The organism is Nonomuraea sp. NPDC049646, from assembly GCF_044465525.1.
In the GTDB taxonomy this organism is placed as follows: Bacteria; Actinomycetota; Actinomycetes; order Streptosporangiales; family Streptosporangiaceae; genus Nonomuraea.
In genome coordinates, this window is the sequence record NZ_JBITLU010000003.1 from 275,596 (window position 1) to 296,265 (window position 20,670).

Sequence of the window (20,670 nt, forward strand, 5' to 3'; positions counted from 1 at the left end):
GGTGGTCGGGGCGGGTGGGTCAGGCGGGGAAGTCGGTGAGGTGGGGTTCGGCCTCGGTTATGGATCGGCGGAGGTCGGTCAGGAGGGACGGGAGGCGGTCGGGGGTGTAGCGGGCCGAGGGGATCGAGATGGACAGGGCTCCCACGGGGGTGCCGCGGCCGTTGCGTAGGGCCGCTCCGACCGCCGAGACGCCCTGTTCCGTGCCGTCGAGGTTGAGGGCGTAGCCGCGGGGGCGGATCTCGTCGAGTTCGCGGAGCAGGGACGCGCGTTCCTGCTCGGGCAGGTCCTGGTAGAGCTCGGTGAGCTGGTCGGGGGGCAGCGAGGACAGCAGGACCTTGCCGCCGGAGGCGCGGTGGGCGGGCAGGATCGTGCCGCGGCGGTCGCCGACGTACAGGATCTGCGGGGACTCGATGCTGTCCAGGAAGCGGACTTCGGTGCCCATTCTGACCATGAGGTTCACGGTCTCCCGGACGCGGGCGCACAGGGCCTCCATGGCGGGCCGGACGTGCGCGCGCAGCTCGCGCAGGGACGAGCCGCCGTCGCCCGCCGCCGGGCCGAGGAAGGGGCCCGGCAGGTAGGTGTGGTGCTCGTCCTGGACGGCGAAGTCGCGATAGACCAGCATCGCCAGCAGGCGGTGCGCGGTCGAGCGGGCGATGCCGAGCTCCTTGGCGACGTCGGTGACCTTGAGCCGTCCTTGGTCACGCAGCATGTGGAGGAGAAGCAGCGCGTTGTCGACCGAGCCCAGGGGGTACGCGGGCTTGTTCTTCACAGCAGAACGCTAGTGCAGTACGCGGAATTACTCCCTAGCGTTGGGCAGCATGACTCCCGACGAGAGGTTGTACGTGGACGTCGCTGTCGTGCATCTGTCCTGTTCTGGGTGCAGGTCGGTGGCTTGATGCCTGTACGTCCTCGGTTCAGGGCGCGGCTGCGTGGGGGCGTGTTGGGTTCGGTGGGGTGGGGTGGCGAGCGGCGGGCTGTCGTGTCGGCCCGCCCTGGTTCGGACGGTCCGCCGGGTGTCACCCCGGGTCTCTTGACGGGCCTCCAGCGGCTGCCGTTGCCTGAGCTCCGTTGCATCTGGAAGGCGGTTGTTTCAGGCGCGCCCGGGTCGAATTGTTCTGGTTCGTCGAGACGCCCTCCTGAGGGCCTGCACCGGTATCGAGAGGAGCTCGAGTGAAGCTCGCGACGCTGCGACTGCCGCGCCGTACGGCCGCCGTCCGGATCGACGGGGAGCACGCCGTTGAGGTCGGGGCGCCCGACGTCGGGATGTTGCTGGCCGATCCGCGCTGGCGGGAGGTGGCCGCCGCGGCGGACGGGGCGCGGCATCCGCTGTCCACGGCCGATCTGGCGCCCGTGGTGCCGGTGCCGGGGAAGATCATCTGTGTCGGGCTCAACTACCGCGATCACATCCTGGAGATGGGACGGGAGTTGCCGCGCTATCCGACGGTGTTCGCGAAGTTCGCCGAGGCGCTGATCGGGCCGTACGACGACATCGAGTTGCCGGCGGTCTCGGATTCCATGGACTGGGAGGGCGAGCTGGCCGTGATCGTCGGGGCGGAGGTGCGCAATGCCTCGCGGGAGGAGGCCGAGGCGGCCATCGCCGGGTACTCGGTGCTCAACGACGTGACGGCCAGGGACTACCAGAACCGTACGGCGCAGTGGCTGCAGGGCAAGACGTTCGAGGGGACGACGCCGTTCGGGCCCTTCCTCGTCACGCCGGACGAGATCATCGGGGCGATGACCCTGGAGTGTGAGGTGGACGGGGAGGTCGTGCAGCAGGCGGACACGGCAGGCCTGGTGTTCCCGCCGGGCGAGCTGATCGCGTACCTGTCGCGGATTCTCACGTTGCGGCCGGGCGACGTCATCGCGACCGGCACGCCCGGGGGTGTGGGGCATGCCCGGAGGCCGCCCCGGTACCTGATGGACGGGAGCAAGGTCGTCACCCGGATCGCGGGGGTCGGCGAGCTGGTGAACACGGCCCGTCGCCTGGCCTGACAGTGATGATGTAGATGAGTGCTTCCCGCCAGGGTTTGACCCATGGCCTGACTGACCTCTGGGTCCTCAACGGGATCTGTCGGCCCTGGCCGGGAAGCACTCATGTGCACTCACCGGACGCGGCACCTGTGACTTCATAGGAGCCTGGCCAGAGGCCCCATCACTGTCTTGTCCACGTTGCCCGGCTGGTGCGTGCCGCCCTGCCCCTCGGTCAAGACGACAGGACGACGATGACCTCCATTACACCCGACACCACCCCGATCAGCGAAGTCGCCGGCGGCGTGGACACCCACCAGGACACTCACACCGCAGCCGTGCTCGACCTCCTCGGCCGAGTCCTGGGAACCGAACAGTTCCCCGCCAACCCTGCCGGATACACCGCCCTGCTGACCTGGATGCGTGCCTTCGGGCAGCTGACACGGGTCGGGGTCGAGGGCACCGGCGCCTACGGGGCCGGGCTCACCCGCCTTCTGCAGGCCGAGCACATCGACGTGATCGAGATTGATCGGCCCGACCGCAAGACCCGCCGGTTCCAAGGCAAGTCCGACCCGATCGACGCGATCCAGGCCGCCAAGGCCGCACTCGCCGGCGACCGCACCGGCACCCCCAAGCAGCGCGATGGCCGCATCGAGGCACTACGGAACCTGCGCATTGCCCGGCGCAGCGCCATTGACCAGCGCGCCGATACCCAACGCCGTATCAAGGCCCTGATCGTCACCGCCTGCGACGAATTGCGCCAGCAGCTGCGCGGCCTGTCGACCACGAAACTGATCACCACCTGTTCCGCCCTGCGTCCCGACCGCGGCGACGCCGCCAGCCCGGCCACCGCCACCCAGCTCGCGCTGCGTTCCCTGGCCCGCCGCCACCAGCAGCTCACCGTCGAGATCGCCGACCTCGACGAACTCCTGGACGCCCTGGTGGCCGCCATCAACCCCCGCCTGGCCGCCACACACGGCGTGGGCACCGACACCGCCGGGCAGCTCCTGGTCACCGCCGGCGAAAACCACGATCGGCTGCACAGCGAAGCCGCCTTCGCCATGCTGTGCGCAAGCGCACCGATCCCCGCCTCCTCCGGCAAGACCACCCGCCATCGCCTCAACCGCGGCGGCGACCGCCAAGCCAACGCAGCCCTCTACCGCGTCGTCCTGTGCCGCCTGCGCTGGGACCCACGCACCCGCGCCTACATGGAACGACGCACCCAAGACGGCCTGTCCAAGAAAGAGATCATCCGCTGCCTGAAGCGCTACGTCGCTCGCGAGCTCTACCGAATCATCACATCAAACGATCAAGAACATCTCGCTTGACATCCATAGGAGCATCCCGGCCTCGCTGAACATCGGGCCGATGTACGTCCCGGACCGCCTCGGGTCCGACCTGGTTTCGCTGGGACGATCTACATCGTCGGTTGAAAGTGGGCAGCCGGATCTCGATCGTCCCTTGGGTTGGCGGGCTACGTGGGGGTGCGAGTGGCCGTCGTGGGTGGCTGCCGAACTGCACGAGGGTTCGGCAGCGGCCCGAGAGCCGGGGTGCAGGGCCGGTCTCAGCGGACGGGGTGGGGTGGCGGTCCCGGTGGACGTGGGGTCGTGACGGGCAGGGCGTGGTGACGGTCTCGGCGGGCGCGCTGGGGCGGTGGTCATGGTCCCGGCAGGGCAAGGCGCAGAGGCGGTCCCGCCGAACGGGGAGATGGTGACGGGCAAGGTCCGGTGACGGTCTCGGCAAACGAGGTTGGCGAGCCGCCGGTGATGTGGTGTCTTGTGGGGCGACATGGCGCGGCCGATGCAGGTTCCTCGGCCCGACCTGGTTTCGCCGGGTGCCGCGACGGCTGCGGCGTCTGACGGACCGCGAGGGGGCGTGCGAGTCGGCCGTGGGGGCGGTCGTGATGGCGGCGTTGGTGATGGCGGCCGTGGTGACAGCGACCGCGGTGACAGCGACCGCGGTGACAGCGACCGCGGTGACAGCGACCGTGGTGATGGGGGCCGTGGTGATGGGGGCGCGGTGCTGGTTGGCTGACGGGGTGCCAGGGGTGTGGTCAGAGTGAAGGGGGCCATGGCAGGGGTAGGTGGGCGGGGTCGGGGGTGTCGGTGCCGGGAAGGATTACGGTCAGGACTTCGGGTGCGCTTCCGGACGTGACCGTCACCGCCTCCTGCGTGCGGAGGTAGCCGGTGGAGACCTTGATGGTTCCCACCTCCATGCCCGACGCGGGCCGCTGGAGCAGCGTGACCCGCCAGTCGCCGTCGCCGAGCACCACGGCGTCCGCCCGCCGCTCGACCAGCCGTAACGCCGGGTCGAAGTGCCACAGGCTGCGCAGCGTCCCGGACGGCACCGAGTCGCGTACGGCCATCACGTCCGCGCCGTGCCCGACCAGGACGCGGCGGGTCCTGGTGACCCCGTAGGCGTCGTCGGCCAGCTCGAACTCCTGGCGTCCTGAGCCGAGGTCGGCGTGCACCAGGCGGGTGGCCGTACCGGGACGGAACTCACCGTCCGGGACGGGCACGTTGTGGGCCTGCGGGGTACGGGTCCAGGCCGCGTACTCGGTCCGTTCGTAGGAGTGGAACCCGGCCTCGACCAGGATGCGGCGGCCCTGGGCGCTGTAGGTGACGCCGAGGTGGTCCTCGTGGCCGTGCAGGCGGCGGCCGGGGCCGAACCTGATCGAGTAGTGGGCCGAGCGCGGGTCGTCCCAGGCGGTCCGGCCGAAGACGTATCCGGCGTCGAAGACGCGTACGAGGGGGCCCTCGTGGGGGAAGCCGGGGGCGCGGGTGTCGGCCGGGCTGTCGCCGATGGGGGTCAGGCAGCCGTCGGGCTGGGTGGCGTGCGCGATGTAGCCCTCCAGGGCGGTCCGGCGGGCGGCGAGCCGGGCCGGGGGCTCGGCGCCGCTCTCGGTGATCGCGCGCAGGGCCACGCCGAGGCGGCGGTGCACGTACAGGCCGTAGCGGGGAGCCTGTTCGTGCAGCACGCCCTGGGCGTCGACGGCCAGTTCGGCGGACCCGGTCATCCTGCGTACGGCCAGGTCGCGCCACTTGGCGCGGCCGAGGCGGCAGCCGATGAGCAGCAGCCCGATGTCCTGGTCCAGGCCGTGGTTGTGGCCCGCGCGGTAGAGCGCGGGGTCGGCCAGGACCTCGCCGTGCTCGGCCAGGCTCTGCCACAGCAGCGGGGTGCGCACGTGCTCGCTCAGGCAGACCAGCACGGGCGCGCGCAGGGCGACGGCGTGCTCGGCCCACGCCCACGGGCTCAGCCCGTGCCCGCCGCGCGGGTTGCGGCCGATCCACTGCGCGGTCACGTCGGCGGCGCGCTCCAGGCAGGCCCGCTCGCCCGTGCGCTCGTACGCGCCGACCAGGCGTCCCGCCCAGCGCAGCGTGTGCAGGTTCAGCGCCCAGGAGCGGTTGCCGTACGGGTCGGCGGTCCAGTCGATCTCCTTGCCGAGGTCGGCGGGCGGCAGGCCGGCGAACCTGACCCGTCCGTCCATCACCTCCGCGACGTCGGCGGCGGGGAACTGGTCGCTCAGGCAGATGGCCCTGCCGGTGGTCGTGCGGGCACGCCAGAACACGTCGCGGCTCCTGTTTCGGGGCGCGCTGAACTCGCCGCGCGGCGGTCACGCGCCTGCCGGGGCGAGGTCAGTGCGGGTCGGGGTGGGAGAAGTGCGGGTCGGGCAGGGGGGTCACTTCAGGTGGGAGGCAGTGCAGGTCGGAGGGTCAGCGCAGGTCCGGGGGCTGGTCGGTCCAGCCTGCCGTGAGGACGATCTGCGAGCCGCCGGTCCCGCCCGCGTCGGCGCCGGCGAGGACCTGGGAGGTGGCCGGATCGATGATCAACGTCCGCCGGACGCCGGTGGGGAGCGGATAGCTGAACGCCTCCCCGGGACGGCCCAGCGGGTCGGCGCGACCGCCCAGGTAGCGGACGTCGGGCAGGTCGGCCAGCGCCCGGTAGGCGGCGGCGCGTACGGCGGGGGGTGACGGCTTGCTCCACAGCAGGCCGCTGAGCGCGTCGGCGAGCAGGCCGGCCGAACCGGCGGGCAACATGGCGGCCACCCGTTCCTTGAGCGCCGCGGGGTCGGCGGGCAGCTCCTGGATCTGGCGGAACGTCAGGTCGCGGCCCGCCGTGGTGAACGGCGCCCGGCCCGTCACCGGGACGACCCGCCCACGTCCCGCACAGCTCTTCTCGGAGGCCGGCCCCGAGGAGGAAGAGGTGGGAGCGAGGGTGGAGGTGATGGTGAGGGCGGAGTCGGGAGCCGGGGTGGAGGTGCAGGTCCAGGCTCGGCCGTCTCTGGTGGCCCAGAGCTCGGTGAGGCGGTCGCCGTCGTGCAGCCGGCTGATGTGCCAGTAGGCCGCCTGCTGCCCGGAGGCCGCCGTACTGGCCGCGGCGAGCAGGATCGAACGGCCCGGCACCGCGGACGGCGTCCCTCTGACCAGCATGAGCGCTACGGCGAGCGCGGCGGCCGTGGCCAGGGAGAGCGCCGACAGCCGTGCCAGGCGCCGGCGGCGGCGCGCGGCCGCCACCCGCCGCCACACCCTGGCCTGGGCGTAGGGGGCGGGCGCCGGATGCCCGTACAGGTCGCGGACGGCCCGCAGGTCGTCACCGGCGCCCCCGGGGAACGGACGAGGGTCGGGAGCGGGCTCGTCGGAGGCGGGAGGGCGGAGGTCAGCCATGGGTGGTCTCCAGGACGTGCGGGCCGAGCAGGGCGCGCAGCTTCCTGCGGGCCCGGTTGAGCCGCGACCCGACGGTCCCGTACGGGATGCCGAGGACGGTGGCGATCTCGTCGTGGCTCAGCCCGGCGAGGGCGACGAGCAGCAGCACGTCGCGGTCGCGCCGGTCGAGCCCGGCCAGGGCGGCGGCCAGGTTGGGGCGCAGGCTCTGGGCGCTGACCCGCAGGGCGACGGCCTCCTCGTGGCCGGGCGCGTCGCCGTCGGGGCCGCAGCGGCCGAGCGCCCGCAGCGTGCGGGCCTCCAGCCGGCGCTGCTTGCCGATGAGGTTCGTGGCGATGCCGTAGAGCCAGGCGCGCACGCCCGCCCGCGACGGGTCGTAGTGCGCGCGCTTGCGGAAGGCGGTCAGGAAGGTCTCGGCGACGATGTCCTCGGCGTGGTCGGGGCCGAGCCGCTGGGCGACGTAGGCGTGGATCTCGCCGAAGTACCGGTCGAACACCTCCTCGAAGCGCTCGTCGAGCGTGCGCTCGCCGGGCGCGCGGGCGGCCCACGGCACCGCCGTCGCGATGGTCTCCCCCGTCATGTCCAGCCTCCGTGCGTCAAATGGTCCTTCTCTTATCACCCGACGCGCCGGTTTACGTTCACGACAATTCACTCTCAACGGTCACACGCCCTCTTCCCGGGTAGGCGGATGGGCATGGGGGAGCCGGTCATCGCCCTGGTCGGGGTGGGACTGGCGGGCCGGCCGGCCCGCGTGGTTCGGGGCCAACACGACGTTCGGGGCCAACACGACGTCGGGCGAGAGCACGGTGCGCTCGCCCGACGGCCTCCTGCCCGAGGAGCGCTTCGGGTCGCTGGGCGCCGGGACGCCGGTCAGCGACCGGTGAGGAAGCGGCGGACGTCCTCGATCTCGGCCCGGACCGGCTCCTCGGGCAGCTCGCCGAACGGCCGCACGCTGACCTGCGCGCCCTTCCTGGACCACACGCCCGCGACCGTCCCCGCCGACACCACCACCGGGCGCAGGACGCCGCCGCCGGGGAACACCTCGGCGGCGTGCTCGGCGGCCAGGACGCCGTCCCGGCCGCGCCAGCCCATCAGGTACTCGTCGAAGGCGGGCGCGAGGCGCAGCACGGGCTCGCCGGGCTCGGGCGGGTCCTGGGCGGCGCTCGCCCGCCAGGCGGCGCGGGCCTCGCCGAGCGGCAGGCCGGACCAGGCGGCCAGGTCCTCGGGGGTGGCCGGGTGGTGGGCGCGGCGGTAGCGCACGCCCAGTTCCCTCAGCGCCTTCCCGCGGTCGGGCTCGGGCACGACGGGCGCGCCGAGCCAGTCGCCCGCGTGCACGTACGTCGGCTTGCCCGCCCTGGACGGGCCGAGCACCGCCAGGCCGTGATGGGCGGCCAGCGCCATCAGGTGCACGACGCCCTGGCCGCGGGCCCGTCCGGCGAGGCGTTCCGTCAGCTCGGCCTTGGTCAGCGGGCCCTGGCCGGCGAGGGCGTTCACGGCGAGCGGGAGCAGGTCGTCGCCCGTGACGCCCTCCTGCCGCAGGCGGCGCAGGGCCGCGGTGTCGCTGCTGGTGAGGGCGTGGATCCAGGGGAGGTCGTCGGCGTGCACGAAGTGCAGCGTGCCGCGCGGGCCCCACGTCCTGACGATCTCGCGGGCCTGCCAGGCGGCCTCGATGCCGGACGGCGTGAGGGTGGCCGAGCGGGCGCGGAAGGCTAGCAGGGCGGAGGGCACGTCCTGGGCCTGCATCGCGGTCAGGTGCCGGACGACGTCGGCCGCGGTGAGGCCGGGCGGGCGGTGCAGGAGCTGGGCCTCGACGCTTCTCATGGACGGGATCATCGCAGGAGGAGGCGATCGCGCAGGCGGGTGGGGAGGGGGGTGCGCGAGCGGGCGGCGCGGCGGACGGCGTCGCTGCTGTCCCAGGCGCGGGCGGCGTCGGCGTCGGTGACGTCGTCGGGGGCGTACCGGACGAAGTTCGAAATTTCGGCCAACGGCCTGAGATGAGTGGTGATGTCGGGCGGCTGGCCGGTCAGGACGTCCTCGGCGGTCAGCGTCCGCCTGCCGCCCAGCCGCAGGTCGTCGCAGGTCTGCCGCCAGGCGCCGAGCACCCGGTCGCCGGGCGCCCCACCGCGTCTCCTGGACCGCCTGCGCCACCAGGGCAGCACGGCGGCCGTCACCGCGTACGCCGCCAGCAGGCCCGCGCCCGCAACGGCGGCGAGCACCCAGGGCGACGGCCCGCCGCCGGGCCGCGCGCCCTGGTCCGCGGCCTTCGGGCGGGCCGTGCCGGACCGGTCGCCGCCGCCGCGCGCGAACTCGCCCTCCAGCTGCTCGCTCTCCTCGATCGCCGAGGAGACGACGTCGTGGTCGTCCTTGGCGCCGCTGCGGCCGGGCGTGGGGTAGAACGGCCGCCAGCCCAGCCGCTCGAACTTGATCTCCGCCCACGCCATGACGTGCCCCGACCTGACGTGGTAGACGCCCCCGGACGCCTGTCCCGGCCGGAAGCCCACCACCACCCGCGACGGCAGCCCGAGCGTCCTGGCCATGAGCGCGAACGTCGCCGCGAACTGCTCCGACGTGCCCCGGTGGGTGGTCCGCAGGAAGAACTCCAGGCCCTTGAGCGAGTGGCCGGGCGGCGCGGTGACGTCGTAGGAGGCGCTGGTGCGCAGGTGGCTCTGCAGCCGGTACGCCTGCTTGATCGGCGCGTCCGCGCCCTTGGTCGCCTCCTGCGCGAGCTCGCGGAACAGCTTCTCCTGCGGCCCCGGCGGGAACGCGGTCAGCGCGGCGTCGTCGTGCGCGGGGGTGGCCGCCAGCAGGTCCTCCTTGGACGGCTCCGGCACCCTGGACGTCACCTCGTAGGCGAAGCCCCTGCCGGGACGCCTGCCCGCGCCCGCGGCGGGGTCGGCCAGCAGGGCGCCGCTCTGCGGGTCGGCGGCCAGCCCGGGGACGCCGTCGACCTCGACCGGCCGTTCGGCGGCGGGCAGCCACGTGCCCGGCAGCCCGGTGAAGGTCACCCGCTGCCGGACGACCCGCGCGGCCCCCGTCCACTCCCCCTCGGGGATCCGGCCGCCCGTGGGACGGAAGCGGGCCCCGGACGTCCAGCGCACGCCGTCGTAGCGGTCGAGCACGGCCAGCCGCCAGTTGAGCGGCTTGTCCGCCTTGACGGTGAACAGCTCCCTGTCGGGGATCTGCAGCCAGCCCGACACGCGGTCGAGCGGGCTCACGCTGTCCACCCGCCTGGGCGGCGGCAGTTCGGCGTCCTGCCTCGGGTCGTACGGCTGCGCCGCCACGGGCAGCAGCGGTCCCACCGCCAGCGCCAGTGCGGCCAGGACGGCGGCGGCGGGCAGGCCGCCGAGCAGCCAGAGCGGCGATCGGTCGTCGCGGACCAGGGCGAGGGCGGCGACGAGTACGAACAGGGCGGCGGCGACCGGCAGGTTCGAGCCCTCGCCGTCCACGCCGAGCAGCAGCGCGGCGGCGAACACGGCCAGGGCGGGGACGGCGGCGGCGATCCTGGTGCGGGTCCGGGTGAGGGTCTCGGCGCCGATCACGGCCGCGGCCCAGACGAGCGTGTGCACGAGGACGAGCAGGCGCGGCTCGGGTTGCGCGGGGAGCAGCGTGGTGAGCAGCGCGTGCCAGGCGTCGGCCACGTCGGCGAGCACGCCGGGGGCCAGGCCGTGGTAGAGCGGGACCGTCCCGGCGAGCCAGGCGAGGAGGTCGAGCGCGAGCGCGAGCCACAGGGGACGACGCGCGGTGAGCGCCGCCACCAGGACGGGGGCGACGGCGGCGGGCACGATCGCGAGCAGGAGCTCCGTGCCGGGGAAGACCCGGTGGAACCCCCACCCGGCGACCCCGGCCACCGCCGCCACCACCACCAGCCCGGCCCCACCCCGCCACCACACCCCGCCCGCGAACGCAGACGCGGGAGAGACGGACGTGGGAGAGACGGACGCGGGCGCGGAAGGCACAGGCTGGGGCGTGGAGGGGACGGGCGGGGGCGTGGGAGGCACGGGCGCGGGGGCGGGGGCCGGGGGTGTCATCGGGGGGTCCAGGCGAAGGGGAGGGCGGCCAGGTCGGTGAGGGGGATGACCGTGACGCCGGGCACGCTCACCGGCCCCGGCCCCGTGAGCACGCAGATCACCCGGTCGAAGCGCCGCCGGACGCCCGCCGCCCGTCCCGCCTCGGCCGCGTCACCGGTGACCAGCACCAGCGACCCGCCGCCGCGCGCCATCCGCACGATCTCCCCCACCCCCGCCGAGCCGGGCCGCGCCAGGGCGAGCCGGTCGAGGATCGCATCAGGGTCGGCCTTGACGTCGGCCTTGGCGTCGGCCGCCGCCCGCTCACCGGCCAGCACCCGCACCGGGAACCCCGCGCGGGCGGCCGCCACCGCCACGGACGCCGCCGCGTCCACCGCCAGTTCCGTCAGCTCCCGCGTGTCCAGGACGACGGTCGTGGTGGGCAGGCTGGCGTCGATGAGCTGGCGGACCATGAGCGTGCCGGTCCTGGCGCTGGAGCGCCAGTGGACGTGCCGCAGGTCGTCGCCCACGACGTACTCGCGCAGGGTGTGGAAGGTGACGGTGCCGCTGGGGGCGTTGTCGCTGGTGGGTCCCTCCAGGTGATGGGCCCGGCCGGACGGCGGCACGGACAGCGCGACGGTGCGCGGGCGGACCAGGAGGGTGACGGCGTCGCCGTACCGCCGCACCCGGCGCGTGAGGCCGAACGGGTCGGCCCGGACCAGCAGCAGCGGCCCGACCGGGATCTCGCCGCGCACGCCGGTGGGCAGCGGATAGGAGACGGTGCGCGCGCCGTTGCCGGGCAGCCGCGGCAGGGCGATCAGGTGCTCCGACGTCCCGACGCGGTCCTGGACGCGCAGCCCCGACAGGCCGCGCCGCCCCCGGTTGACCACGTGCAGCACCGCGACCGCCGCCTCGCCCCTCGGCACCTTGAGCGGCGTCACCTCGCGCCGCACCGCCAGGTCGGGCGCGGGGGCCGTCCAGGCGAGGGCGGCGGCCAGGGCGAGCACGCCGCCGGTGGCCAGCACGACGGGCTCGGGGTAGCCGAGCGCGAACCCCGCCGCGTAGAGCGCCGCCGAGCCCGCGAGCGTGGCCCACCCGAGCGGGGTGAACAGGGCCGTGAGCCGCATCTAGGCCGCCTGCGGCACCGGCATCCCGGCGAGGATCTCGCCGAGCGCGGACGCCGCGCCGATCTCGCGCAGCTCGGCCTCCGGCGTGAGGATCAGCCGGTGCGCCAGCACCGGGACGGCCAGCGCCTTGACGTCCTCGGGCACCACGTAGTGCCGTCCGGCGGCGGCGGCCCTGACGCGGGCGGCGCGCAGCAGCGCCAGGCTCCCCCGGGGGCTCGCGCCCAGCCGCAGGTGCGGGCTGGTACGGGTGGCCGCGCACAGCCCGACGATGTAGTCGTAGACCGGGTCTGCCACGTGGATCCGGGAGGCGAAGTCGATCATCCCGGCCACGTCCGTCGCCCGCGCCACCACCGGGAGCCGCTCGACCTGCGGCCCGGTCGGGCCGCCCTTGAGCACCTCGACCTCCGAGACGTGGTCGGGGTAGCCGACGGAGATCTTCATCAGGAACCGGTCGAGCTGGGCCTCCGGCAGCGGGTACGTGCCGTCCATGTCCACCGGGTTCTGCGTGGCCACCACCAGGAACGGCCGCGGGACCGGGTGCGGTTCGGCGTCCACCGTGACCCGGCGCTCCTCCATGACCTCCAGCAGGGCCGACTGGGTCTTGGGGGAGGCCCGGTTGATCTCGTCGGCGAGCACGATGTTGGCGAACACCGGGCCCTGGTGGAACTCGAACTTCTGGTGCGCCTGGTTGAAGATGGACACGCCGGTGATGTCGCTCGGCAGCAGGTCGGGGGTGAACTGGATGCGCCGCCACTCGGCGTCCACGCTGGCCGCGACCGAGCGGGCGAGGGTGGTCTTGCCGGTGCCCGGGACGTCCTCGACGAGCAGGTGGCCCTCGGCGAACAGGCAGATCAGGGCCAGCTCGACGGCCTCGCGCTTGCCGCGGACGACGCGTTCGATGTTGCCGGCCAGGAGCTGGAACCGCTGCGCGAACTGGCCGGCCAGGGCGGCGGGCTGCTGGGCCATCTGGTCCGGGTAGGTGTACTGGGTCAACCGGTCCCCCTCCTCAGTCGGTGCACTCGAAGAGCGGCGGCGCCGGGAACGAGCCGCGGGGCGTGGTCATGAGCGTCTCGCTCAGGTAGGCCACGCCGCCGTTCCACTCGATCCTGTTCCAGACGTCGCTGGTCTCCTTGCTCTCGTCCTCCGTGACGCTCTGGCCCTTGACCTGGCAGATGACGGTGATCGAGAGGTACTGCCCCTTCGGGATGCGGCCCGCCTCGCCGGTCTTCGTCGCGGCGGGGCGGACCAGCGTGTCCACCACGTTGTTGTTGGCGTTCTTGTACTGCTGCCTCGGGTAGGTCAGGTCCACCTCGGCGGTGGCGACGTCCGGGCTCTCCCCCGCCGCGTTCGCGGCCTTGAGCTTGAAGGAGTACTTCGCGTTGTTCTTCAGCCCGTCCACGGTGAACGACGTCCCCTTGATCGCGTCGTTCGCGGCCGCGCCGCTGAGCTGGTAGGTCACGCCGGGGTCGCCGTTCTCGGGGGCGCTCCAGGTCAGCGTGGCGCCGCGGTTCCTGGGCCGGGCGGCGAAGTTCGACGGCGCCCCGGGCGCCACGCAGGGCCTGGCCCCCGCGCTCCGCTCCGACTCCACCTCGCCGCCCGCCCAGTGGGCGACGACGACGAAGGTGTACTCCCGGGCGCAGTCGCCGCCGGTGAACTCGAACTGGAAGGGCCCCTCGGCCTCCACCGACTGCGGCTCCGGCCGTCCCTCGCCGGACGCCTTGAGCGTGTAGCGCTCGACCTTGCCGCCGGTGGACGGGCTGAAGGTGACGGTCACCCGGCCGGGGCCGGACCGCGCGGTCACCGCGCCGGGCGCGCCGGGGGCGGTGGTGGGCGTCGGGGTGGGGGTCGAGGTCGGGGTGGTCGTGGGGGTCGGCGTGGCCGTCCTGGCCGGGTGGCGGGGCCGCTCTGCCTGCTTCGTCCTGGTCGGGTCGGGTTCGCTGGTCTCGGGCGGATCGTCCGGCGGCGGGTCGCTGATCGTGGGGTCGGGGCGCGGGGTCTGCTTGGGCTTGGGGGTGCTGGTCGGCCCCGGTACGTCGGAGTCGTCCTTGTCCACGTCGTGCTTGCGGCCCTCGGGGTCGATGACCAGGGCCTTGTCGCCGTTCTCGTCGTTGGCCCAGAGCAGGCCGTCCTTGACGAACACGTCCACCGGGCCGGGCCCGTCCGCCACCTGGAGGGTGGTGGGCCGCCCGCCGGCGGCGCTGTCCCAGACGATCAGCGCGCCCCGGCTCTTGTCCGGTACGTACACCTTCGACCCGAGCACCTGCGGCACCCCGAGCCCGGCGGGGTCGTCGATCGCGAACCTGGTGCTGAGCACGGCGTTGGAGGAGGTGTCGAGCACGACGAGCAGCCCCGAGCCGCCCGGCGTCAGCACCGGGACGAGCGGGCCCTCGGTCGAGGCCGGGGTGAGCACGCCGCCCTTGGCCGCCCGCGCGACCTCCTTGGGCAGGGCGATCTCGCCGACGCCGCCGTCCGCGCCGACGGTGACGGCGGTGGCGGCCCGCGTGTTGACCACGACGGGCAGCCCGCCGGCGATGGTCACGGCCAGTTCCTCGCCCGGTTCGCCCACCTTGACGGGGGTCGCGGCGACGCCGCCGGACACCGGCACGACCTCGCCCCTGGCGGTCACCGGCACCCATAACCGGCCGCCGCCGTCGATCCTGGCCGCGCCGAGCGGCCCCGGCAGGGTGACCGGCGCGCCCACGGCGTTCAGCGTGACCGGGTCGATGCGCTGGACGCGGCCCGCCGCCGGATCGACGGCGTAGGCCGTGCCGCCGGAGACGGCGAGCTGCGTCCCGGCCGCGCCGAGGTCGCGGGTCTGGGTGACGGTGAGCTGGCTGGGCTCGACGCGGCTGACGAAGCCGGTGCGGTCGTCGACGAGCAGCACGTTCGCGCCGTCCTGGACGACGCGCAACTGCTTGCCGGCCTTGTCGTCGAGGTAGCCGTCCACCTCGCCCGACAGGCCGTTGACGTGCACGACCCGGCCCTTCGCCTTGGTCCACAGCCACGCGCCGACGTCGGCCAGCTCCGGATTGGCGCTGGAGACGCCCACGCCGAACCACGCCGCCGCGGCCACCAGGAGCACGGCCGCCCCACCGGCCGTCAGGGCCGTCGCCCGGTCCCCGCCGAGCACGCGGATGGACACCCGTCACTCACCCCGTATGTGCGATCACAGAGAGTTTGCCCCGCTTTAACCGGGATCACCCTAGCGGGCAGGAGTCCCATCCGCGTCCGTACCGGCTGGTAGCCCGCGCCGAGTTCCGTGTCTGTCGGTGTGAAGCCGTACCTTAGTGCGCGTGTCCGAACAGCCCCTGACCCTCGACGCCGCCCTCTCCGAGGAGGCGGTGCTGTCGACCTACCGCCGCATGTTCGCCGCGCTGGCCCGCGACAGCGGCGCGGTGGTCGACGACCCCGCCCTGGTCGACATCGCCGAGACGCTGTTCGCGGCGTTCGCCGAGGCGGGCGAGGAGTGGCTGACGCACGAGCAGATGCGCTTCGCCTGCCGGGCCTACCCCAGCGACCAGTTCGACAACCGGCTGCGGGTGCTCAAGGGGCTCGGCGCGATCCGCGAGGTCTTCCCCAAGCCCAACCAGCTCCGCTACCGCGCCTCGTTCACCAGCGTCGTCGGCCTGATGTTCATCCGCCGCATGATGGACGACGGCGGCCAGTCCGAGATGCACCGCCTGCTCGCCCTGGAAGACCTCAACGTCGCCGACCCCCGCACCACGATGGAGGAGGCCCGGCAGAGCGCGGTCAACCTGGCGCGCGCGTTCCGGCTCTGGGCCCTGGAGCTGATCACGCTCACCACGGGCACCATCGAGGAGCTGCGCGAGCAGGCCCCCAAGCTCTGGGGCACCGAGGAGATCGCCCGGCGCGCCCAGGGCCTGCACGGCACGATCCTGACCCGCTGGCCCGAGCTCGACCGGGTCTGCACCGACCTGCGCGCGTCCATCTACTCCTACAGCGACGCCTCGCGCCGCGCCGCCGGCCGCCTGGCCGACTCGGCGGGCACGACCCGCAACCTGACGCTGCTGCCCACCGAGACGTGGCGCACGTTCGCCCAGACCGCCTCCAAGGAGCGGCTGGCCTCGGTGCTCGACGGGTTCGTCTTCGACGCGCCCGCGCCGTGGCACGATCCGGCCGCCGTCGCGCGGGCGGTCGACGAGGCGCCGCGGCCGGCCCCCGTCCAGCCCACTCCCCCGCGTTCCGCGCTGCCCGACCCCGGGCCGGAGGGCTCGCTCGACTCCTCGCCGGGGGCCGCCGTCGAGCGGCTCACGCAGGTGGCCGAGTCGCTGCTCGGCGCCGCCTCGCGGGTCGCGCTGGCCGACGTGATCGGCTCCGACTGGCCCGCCGCCCGCCGCCTGCTCGCCGACCTGACCACCGCCGACCTGCGCCCCGAGCTCCCCTACCGGCTCACCTGGTCCGACGGCCTGACCGTCGATCCCGACGGCGAGCCCGCCTGGCTGTCCCACGGCTACCTGGAGCGCACCTCATGACGTCCACCGGTTCTCCGGCCTCCGAGCGCGGCCGGTCCGCCGGTCAGGCGCTCGCCCACGCGCGGGCGCGCTCCGGCGGGCCGCTGCCGCTGGGGGCGGGCGTGCCGGCGCCCGCCGGGATGACCCGCCTGACCCGGCCCGACTCCACCGGGCACGCGCTGCCGGTGTGGCCCGACGGGGTGACCCCGTCGCTGCTGGAGGAGTACCAGGTCGCCGCCGTCCCGGTGGAGCGGGCCGGCGAGACGCGGCGGGTGCTGGCGGCCACGCTCAAGTGCTGCTGGAACGATCTGTCCGTCGATCCGTGGCCCGGCGATCCGGCGCCCGTCGAGCTGGTGCTCGACACCTACCGGGCGCTCATCGGGCGTACCGACGACCTGATGCGCAACTGGGCGCGGGGCGCGCTGCGGCGGCTGCACGACTCGGCGTGGATCGTCCTCGACGACGGGGTGGTGACGCTCGGGCCGCGCTGCGCGCTGTGGCCGGTGGAGTCGCACGCCCAGTTGCAGGAGCTGGTGCGCCGCCTGCCCGAGCCGGAGCGGCCGGAGCTCACGGTGGTGGGCGACGCCGACATCGTGGCCGCGGCGGTGCTGCCCCTGCCCGGCGCGGGAGGGCGGGTCGAGCTCGGCGTGGCCGAGTTCGACGACCTGCTGGGCGCCTACGACGAGCGGCGGCGGGCCGAGCTGGTGGCCGCGTTCATGGTGGTCGAGCACGCCGCCGAGCCGGTCGCCGAGGGGCGCTTCGCCGCGCTGCGCGATCCGGCGCTGCGCCACACGCTGGGCGAGATGCTGGCCCGCCGCGGCCGGTCCCTCATCCAGCTCCGCGAGCGCTGGACGTCGGGCTACGACGACACCCACACCGCCGCCCTGGCCCAGCCCCCGGCCGCCTCTCCCGGCGAGGAGGCGGCAGGCGTCGAGATGGCCGGCGTGGAGGTGGCGGCTCGTCCGGCGGCGGGCGCGGGGCTCGGCGTGAGCGAGCGGGCGGTGCTGACGCTGGTGCTGGTGCACTCGGTCGCCATCCCCAGGGCCGAGGGCCTGCTGCCGGAGGACTCCTGGCTGTCGCCGCACCCCACCCCGGTCGAGGAGCTGCGCCGCCACACCCAGGTCCCGATCGGCGAGCTGGAGTCGGCGCTGCGCACCCTGCGGCACGCCGGCCTGCTGGCCCAGGTGAAGGCCGGCGAGGAGGCGGGCGGCTACGTCCCGGGCCCGCAGTTCCACCGGCTCACGCCGGCGGCCCGGCGGCGGCTGCAGGAGGAGCTGATCCTGGCCGCCGGCCCGCACACGCCGCTCGCGGCGGCCGTACGCGCCCGCAGGTCGGCGCAGTGAACGTCATGACAGATGGAAGGGTTACGGGGGTTCGGGTGTCGCAGATGGAGAACGTCGTCGGAGACCGGGTGCTGATCGCCGTGCAGGCGGTCAACATCTCACGGCTGTCGACCCATCCGGTGCCCACGGTCCCCGGCACGCTCATCGTCGTCGCGGGCGCGGGCCCCAAAGACTCCAACGGCGCGGGCAAGTCGTCGTTCATCGCCTCGATCACGGCGCTGCTCGGCGACGAGCAGTGGCGCTTCGCCTCGGGCGCCAAGGCGGTCTCCGAGCTGCTGTTCAACGCCGAGCTGGCCAGCGGCGCGGGCGCCCGCCAGTGGGCGAGCGCCGACCACGGCTACATCGTGGGCGTCTTCGGCCCGCCCGGCATGGACTCCTTCGCCCCGCCGGAGCCGATCACCGCCCCCGGCCCCGCCCTGACCGAGGCGGGCGAGGAGGAAGGCGGGGAGGACAGCGGGGAGGACAGCGGGGAGCTGTTCGAGGTGCCCGACACCTCGGGCGGCGCGATCACCGTGTGGCTCAAGGTCAACCAGGAGGCCCCGCACCTGGAGATCCGCTGGCGGGAGGGCGTCCATCTGGCCGCCTCGCCGTCCGAGGCCGAGCGGGTGGCGCGGGCCGACGAGATCTGGGCGTCGCTGCCGAGGTCTGCGGGCAAGCGCGACGTCGTGGCCCGCGACCTGACCAAGGTGCTCTACGGCGACCGGGTCAGGTGCGTGTCGTTCCTGTCCACGTCCGTGCGCAGCAAGGTCGCCACCAACCTGCTCTCCCAGCCGCTCAACGAGATCTCCCCCGAGCGCGTCTTCGAGGCCATCGCGGCGCTCACCGGCCTCGACGCCGAGCTGGAGCAGGAGCGCGAGGCCCGGCGCGACGAGCACGCCAAGCGGGTGCGGGCGGCGCAGGCGGCCGACCGGCTGGCCGAGTTCGAGGTGGAGTCCAAGGCGCTGCTCGGCACGTTCGACCGCCGCGACCAGGCCCGGGTGCGCCTGGCCGAGGCGTTGCGCTGCTGGCGCGGCAGGCAGGCGCGCAAGCTCGCCGACGCCGCCGCCAAGGACGAGCTGCTGGCCGCCGACCTCGGCCGCCACCGCGCCGCGGGCGAGTCGGCGGCAGAGGAGATCGCGCTGGTCAAGGCCGAGATCGCCACGCTGCGCGAGGACACCCTCGACCGCCAGGTGTCCCAGGCGCGCAAGGAGCTGGCCGCCCTGCAGGCCCGTACCACCAAGCTCGACGCCGACCGCGCGGTGGCCGAGAACTCCGCCGACGAGCTGCGCGCCGCGATCCCGGCGCTGGAGGAGACGCGCAGGTTCGCCGACGGGCGTGACGTGCCCGCCGCCGAGGGCGAGCTGCGGCAGGCCGGGCTCCGGCTCAACGAGGCGCTCAAGGCGCTCGGCGTGGCCGACCAGGAGGTGTCCTCGGCGCGGGCGGCGCTCGACGACGCCGAGGGCGGCCCGGCCGCGGCCCAGCTCGACGCGCTGTCGGCGGCGGGTGTCGGGGCGACCGGCCTGCTCGACGCCCTCGACGTGGCCGAGCAGGCCCGTGACGCCGCCCTTCCCGGCGCCGGCCTGCGCGGCTGGCCGCACGAGCACGCCGTCATCGTCGACGCCGCGCGGCTCGGCGAGGCGGCCGCGGCCCTGGCCGAGCTGCCCGGATCCGTGCTGGTCAGCGCGGCCGGGGTGAGCGTGGTGGGGGCGTTCGACGGGGTGGCCACCGGGCGGGAGGCCCGCATCAAGGCCGCCGGCCAGCGGCTCAACCGGGCCGAAGACGCCCAGGAGAGCGCCGCGGAGGTGGTGCGCGAGGCCGAGGAGGCCGTCGCCGAGGCGCAGCGGCGGCTGGAGGGCGCGCGGGCCGGGGTGCGGCTGGCGGAGCTGGAGGCCAGGCTGGCCGAGCGCCGCGACCGGCTCGTCGGGCTCAACGCGGCGATCGAGGAGCTGGCGCCGAAGGTCGCCGAGGCCGAGCGGCAGGCGGGCGCGCTCGACTTCCGGGCCCGTACCCGTGACATGGAGATCGAGCGGCTCGACGGGCGGCGGCAGCGGCACGAGAGCGAGCGGGCGCAGGCCCGCGAGCAGGAGGCCAAGGTCACCGCCGAGCGCGAGGCGCTGCGGCTCGACGCGCTGGCCGCCGACTGGGGCGGCACGGTGGAGACCGCCCGCGAGTGGATCGCGGCGCTGCCGGAGGAGGAGCGTCCGCGCGCGGCCGAGGAGTGGTGGCGCATCGCCGAACGCCACTTCGACCAGGCGCTGCGCGACACCTTCCCCGAGGAGGACGCCGAGATCCCCGAGGAGCTGGCGTTCCTGCTGTCGGAGCGGGGCGGCAGCACGGCGCGCGAGCAGGCGACGTTCGCGGCGGTGTGCGGGGCGCTGGCCTCCTACCTGCGCGGCCAGGAGGAGTACGAGAAGCACCAGCGGCGGCAGATCGAGGCGCAGGTCGTCTCCCGGCAGCGCGACCTGGCGGCGGCGGCCCGCGGCGCGGAGGAGGCGGCGCAGTCCACGGCCGTCCACCGGGCGGCGCTGACGGCGGCGATCAAGGCGAGGCTGACGCGGGTGGCCGAGGAGTTCGAGAAGCTCGACACCTCCTACGGCGGCTACGGCGCGACGCTGGAGTTCCCGGTGCCGCCCGCGCCCGCCGACCCCGAGCAGCGCTGGCAGTGGCGGGTGACGCCGAAGTGGCGGCGGGGCGAGGGGCAGGGGTTCGTGCCGTACAACCGGCGGGCCAACACCGCGCTCATGGACGAGAAGGCCGTCAAGCTGGTGTGCGCGGCGGCCATCGCCTCCTCCGGCGGCGGCCACCTGTGCCTGGTGCTCGACGAGCTCGGCCGCAACCTGGGCAAGGAGCACCGCAGGGAGGCGGTCGCGCTGTTCCGGCGGATCGGCGAGACGTACGGCATCACGGTGATCGGCGCGCTCCAGGACGACATGGAGCCGTACGCGATCGACGCCTGCGGCCAGTACGTCAAGCTGCGGCGGTCGTCGGACGCGATGCCGTACAACGAGCCGCCGGTGATCGTCGGCCACGACCAGCACGCCGAGCGGGTGCGCGCGCTGGCCGCGTACGTCGACCGTGGCCAGCCGGTCGGGCAGCCGGTCGGGCAGCCGGTGTAG

At 74.4% G+C, this 20,670-nt stretch carries 13 protein-coding genes and 1 pseudogene; 5 read left to right on the forward strand and 9 right to left on the reverse strand.

The genetic code is table 11. From position 1 onward, the window contains the following. Positions 1–19 precede the first annotated feature (19 nt). Complete coding sequence (locus ACIBQ8_RS10280) at positions 20–769, reverse strand: IclR family transcriptional regulator (RefSeq protein WP_397176080.1); 750 nt, start codon at positions 767–769, stop codon at positions 20–22. 401 nt (positions 770–1,170) lie between these two features. Here ACIBQ8_RS10280 and ACIBQ8_RS10285 point away from each other — a divergent pair, with 401 nt between their 5' ends. Continuing rightward, positions 1,171–1,992, forward strand: coding sequence for a fumarylacetoacetate hydrolase family protein (locus ACIBQ8_RS10285; protein ID WP_397191752.1), 822 nt, complete (start codon positions 1,171–1,173; stop codon positions 1,990–1,992). Positions 1,993–2,222: 230 nt separating this feature from the next. Next, a pseudogene (locus ACIBQ8_RS10290) lies at positions 2,223–3,325 on the forward strand (IS110 family transposase). Positions 3,326–4,021: 696 nt separating this feature from the next. On the opposite strand, the gene ACIBQ8_RS10295 reads toward ACIBQ8_RS10290, so the two are convergent. The 8 genes from ACIBQ8_RS10295 to ACIBQ8_RS10330 form a co-directional block, all read right to left on the reverse strand. Continuing rightward, positions 4,022–5,536 (reverse strand): heparinase II/III family protein, encoded by a 1,515-nt coding sequence (locus tag ACIBQ8_RS10295; RefSeq protein ID WP_397191753.1) that lies wholly within the window; start codon positions 5,534–5,536, stop codon positions 4,022–4,024. Positions 5,537–5,681: 145 nt separating this feature from the next. Next, positions 5,682–6,632 (reverse strand): hypothetical protein, encoded by a 951-nt coding sequence (locus ACIBQ8_RS10300; RefSeq protein WP_397191754.1) that lies wholly within the window; start codon positions 6,630–6,632, stop codon positions 5,682–5,684. Then, complete coding sequence (locus ACIBQ8_RS10305) at positions 6,625–7,209, reverse strand: RNA polymerase sigma factor (protein ID WP_397176087.1); 585 nt, start codon at positions 7,207–7,209, stop codon at positions 6,625–6,627. The genes ACIBQ8_RS10300 and ACIBQ8_RS10305 overlap by 8 nt, the downstream gene beginning before the upstream one ends. Before the next feature lie 290 nt (positions 7,210–7,499). Continuing rightward, complete coding sequence (locus ACIBQ8_RS10310; RefSeq protein ID WP_397191755.1) at positions 7,500–8,450, reverse strand: winged helix DNA-binding domain-containing protein; 951 nt, start codon at positions 8,448–8,450, stop codon at positions 7,500–7,502. An 8-nt stretch (positions 8,451–8,458) separates the two neighbouring features. Next, entirely contained in the window at positions 8,459–10,519 is a 2,061-nt protein-coding gene (locus ACIBQ8_RS10315) for a DUF3488 and transglutaminase-like domain-containing protein (protein WP_397191756.1), read from the reverse strand. Positions 10,520–10,653: 134 nt separating this feature from the next. Beyond that, positions 10,654–11,760, reverse strand: coding sequence for a DUF58 domain-containing protein (locus ACIBQ8_RS10320; RefSeq protein WP_397191757.1), 1,107 nt, complete (start codon positions 11,758–11,760; stop codon positions 10,654–10,656). Then, on the reverse strand, positions 11,761–12,753 hold the full coding sequence (locus tag ACIBQ8_RS10325) for an AAA family ATPase (RefSeq protein WP_397176093.1): 993 nt from the start codon (positions 12,751–12,753) through the stop codon (positions 11,761–11,763). Between the two features lie 13 nt (positions 12,754–12,766). Continuing rightward, positions 12,767–14,902, reverse strand: coding sequence for a fibronectin type III domain-containing protein (locus ACIBQ8_RS10330; RefSeq protein ID WP_397176095.1), 2,136 nt, complete (start codon positions 14,900–14,902; stop codon positions 12,767–12,769). Positions 14,903–15,053: 151 nt separating this feature from the next. Between ACIBQ8_RS10330 and ACIBQ8_RS10335 the strand changes: the two genes are divergently transcribed. From ACIBQ8_RS10335 to ACIBQ8_RS10345, 3 genes are read left to right on the forward strand one after another with little or no spacing between them, the layout of a single operon-like run. Beyond that, positions 15,054–16,253, forward strand: a complete 1,200-nt coding sequence (locus ACIBQ8_RS10335; protein WP_397176097.1) for a hypothetical protein — start codon at positions 15,054–15,056, stop codon at positions 16,251–16,253. After that, entirely contained in the window at positions 16,250–17,575 is a 1,326-nt protein-coding gene (locus tag ACIBQ8_RS10340; protein ID WP_397191758.1) for a hypothetical protein, read from the forward strand. The genes ACIBQ8_RS10335 and ACIBQ8_RS10340 overlap by 4 nt, the downstream gene beginning before the upstream one ends. 44 nt (positions 17,576–17,619) lie before the next feature. Further along, on the forward strand, positions 17,620–20,670 hold the full coding sequence (locus tag ACIBQ8_RS10345) for a chromosome partitioning protein ParA (protein WP_397191759.1): 3,051 nt from the start codon (positions 17,620–17,622) through the stop codon (positions 20,668–20,670).

Bases quoted from the DNA above. Each gene is read 5' to 3' on its own strand.
- ACIBQ8_RS10300 (WP_397191754.1), bottom strand. From the start codon at position 6,632: ATGGCTGACCTCCGCCCTCCCGCCTCCGACGAGCCCGCTCCCGACCCT.
- ACIBQ8_RS10305 (WP_397176087.1), bottom strand. From the start codon at position 7,209: ATGACGGGGGAGACCATCGCGACGGCGGTGCCGTGGGCCGCCCGCGCG.
- ACIBQ8_RS10310 (WP_397191755.1), bottom strand. From the start codon at position 8,450: ATGAGAAGCGTCGAGGCCCAGCTCCTGCACCGCCCGCCCGGCCTCACC.
- ACIBQ8_RS10320 (WP_397191757.1), bottom strand. From the start codon at position 11,760: ATGCGGCTCACGGCCCTGTTCACCCCGCTCGGGTGGGCCACGCTCGCG.
- ACIBQ8_RS10340 (WP_397191758.1), top strand. From the start codon at position 16,250: ATGACGTCCACCGGTTCTCCGGCCTCCGAGCGCGGCCGGTCCGCCGGT.
- ACIBQ8_RS10345 (WP_397191759.1), top strand. From the start codon at position 17,620: ATGGAGAACGTCGTCGGAGACCGGGTGCTGATCGCCGTGCAGGCGGTC.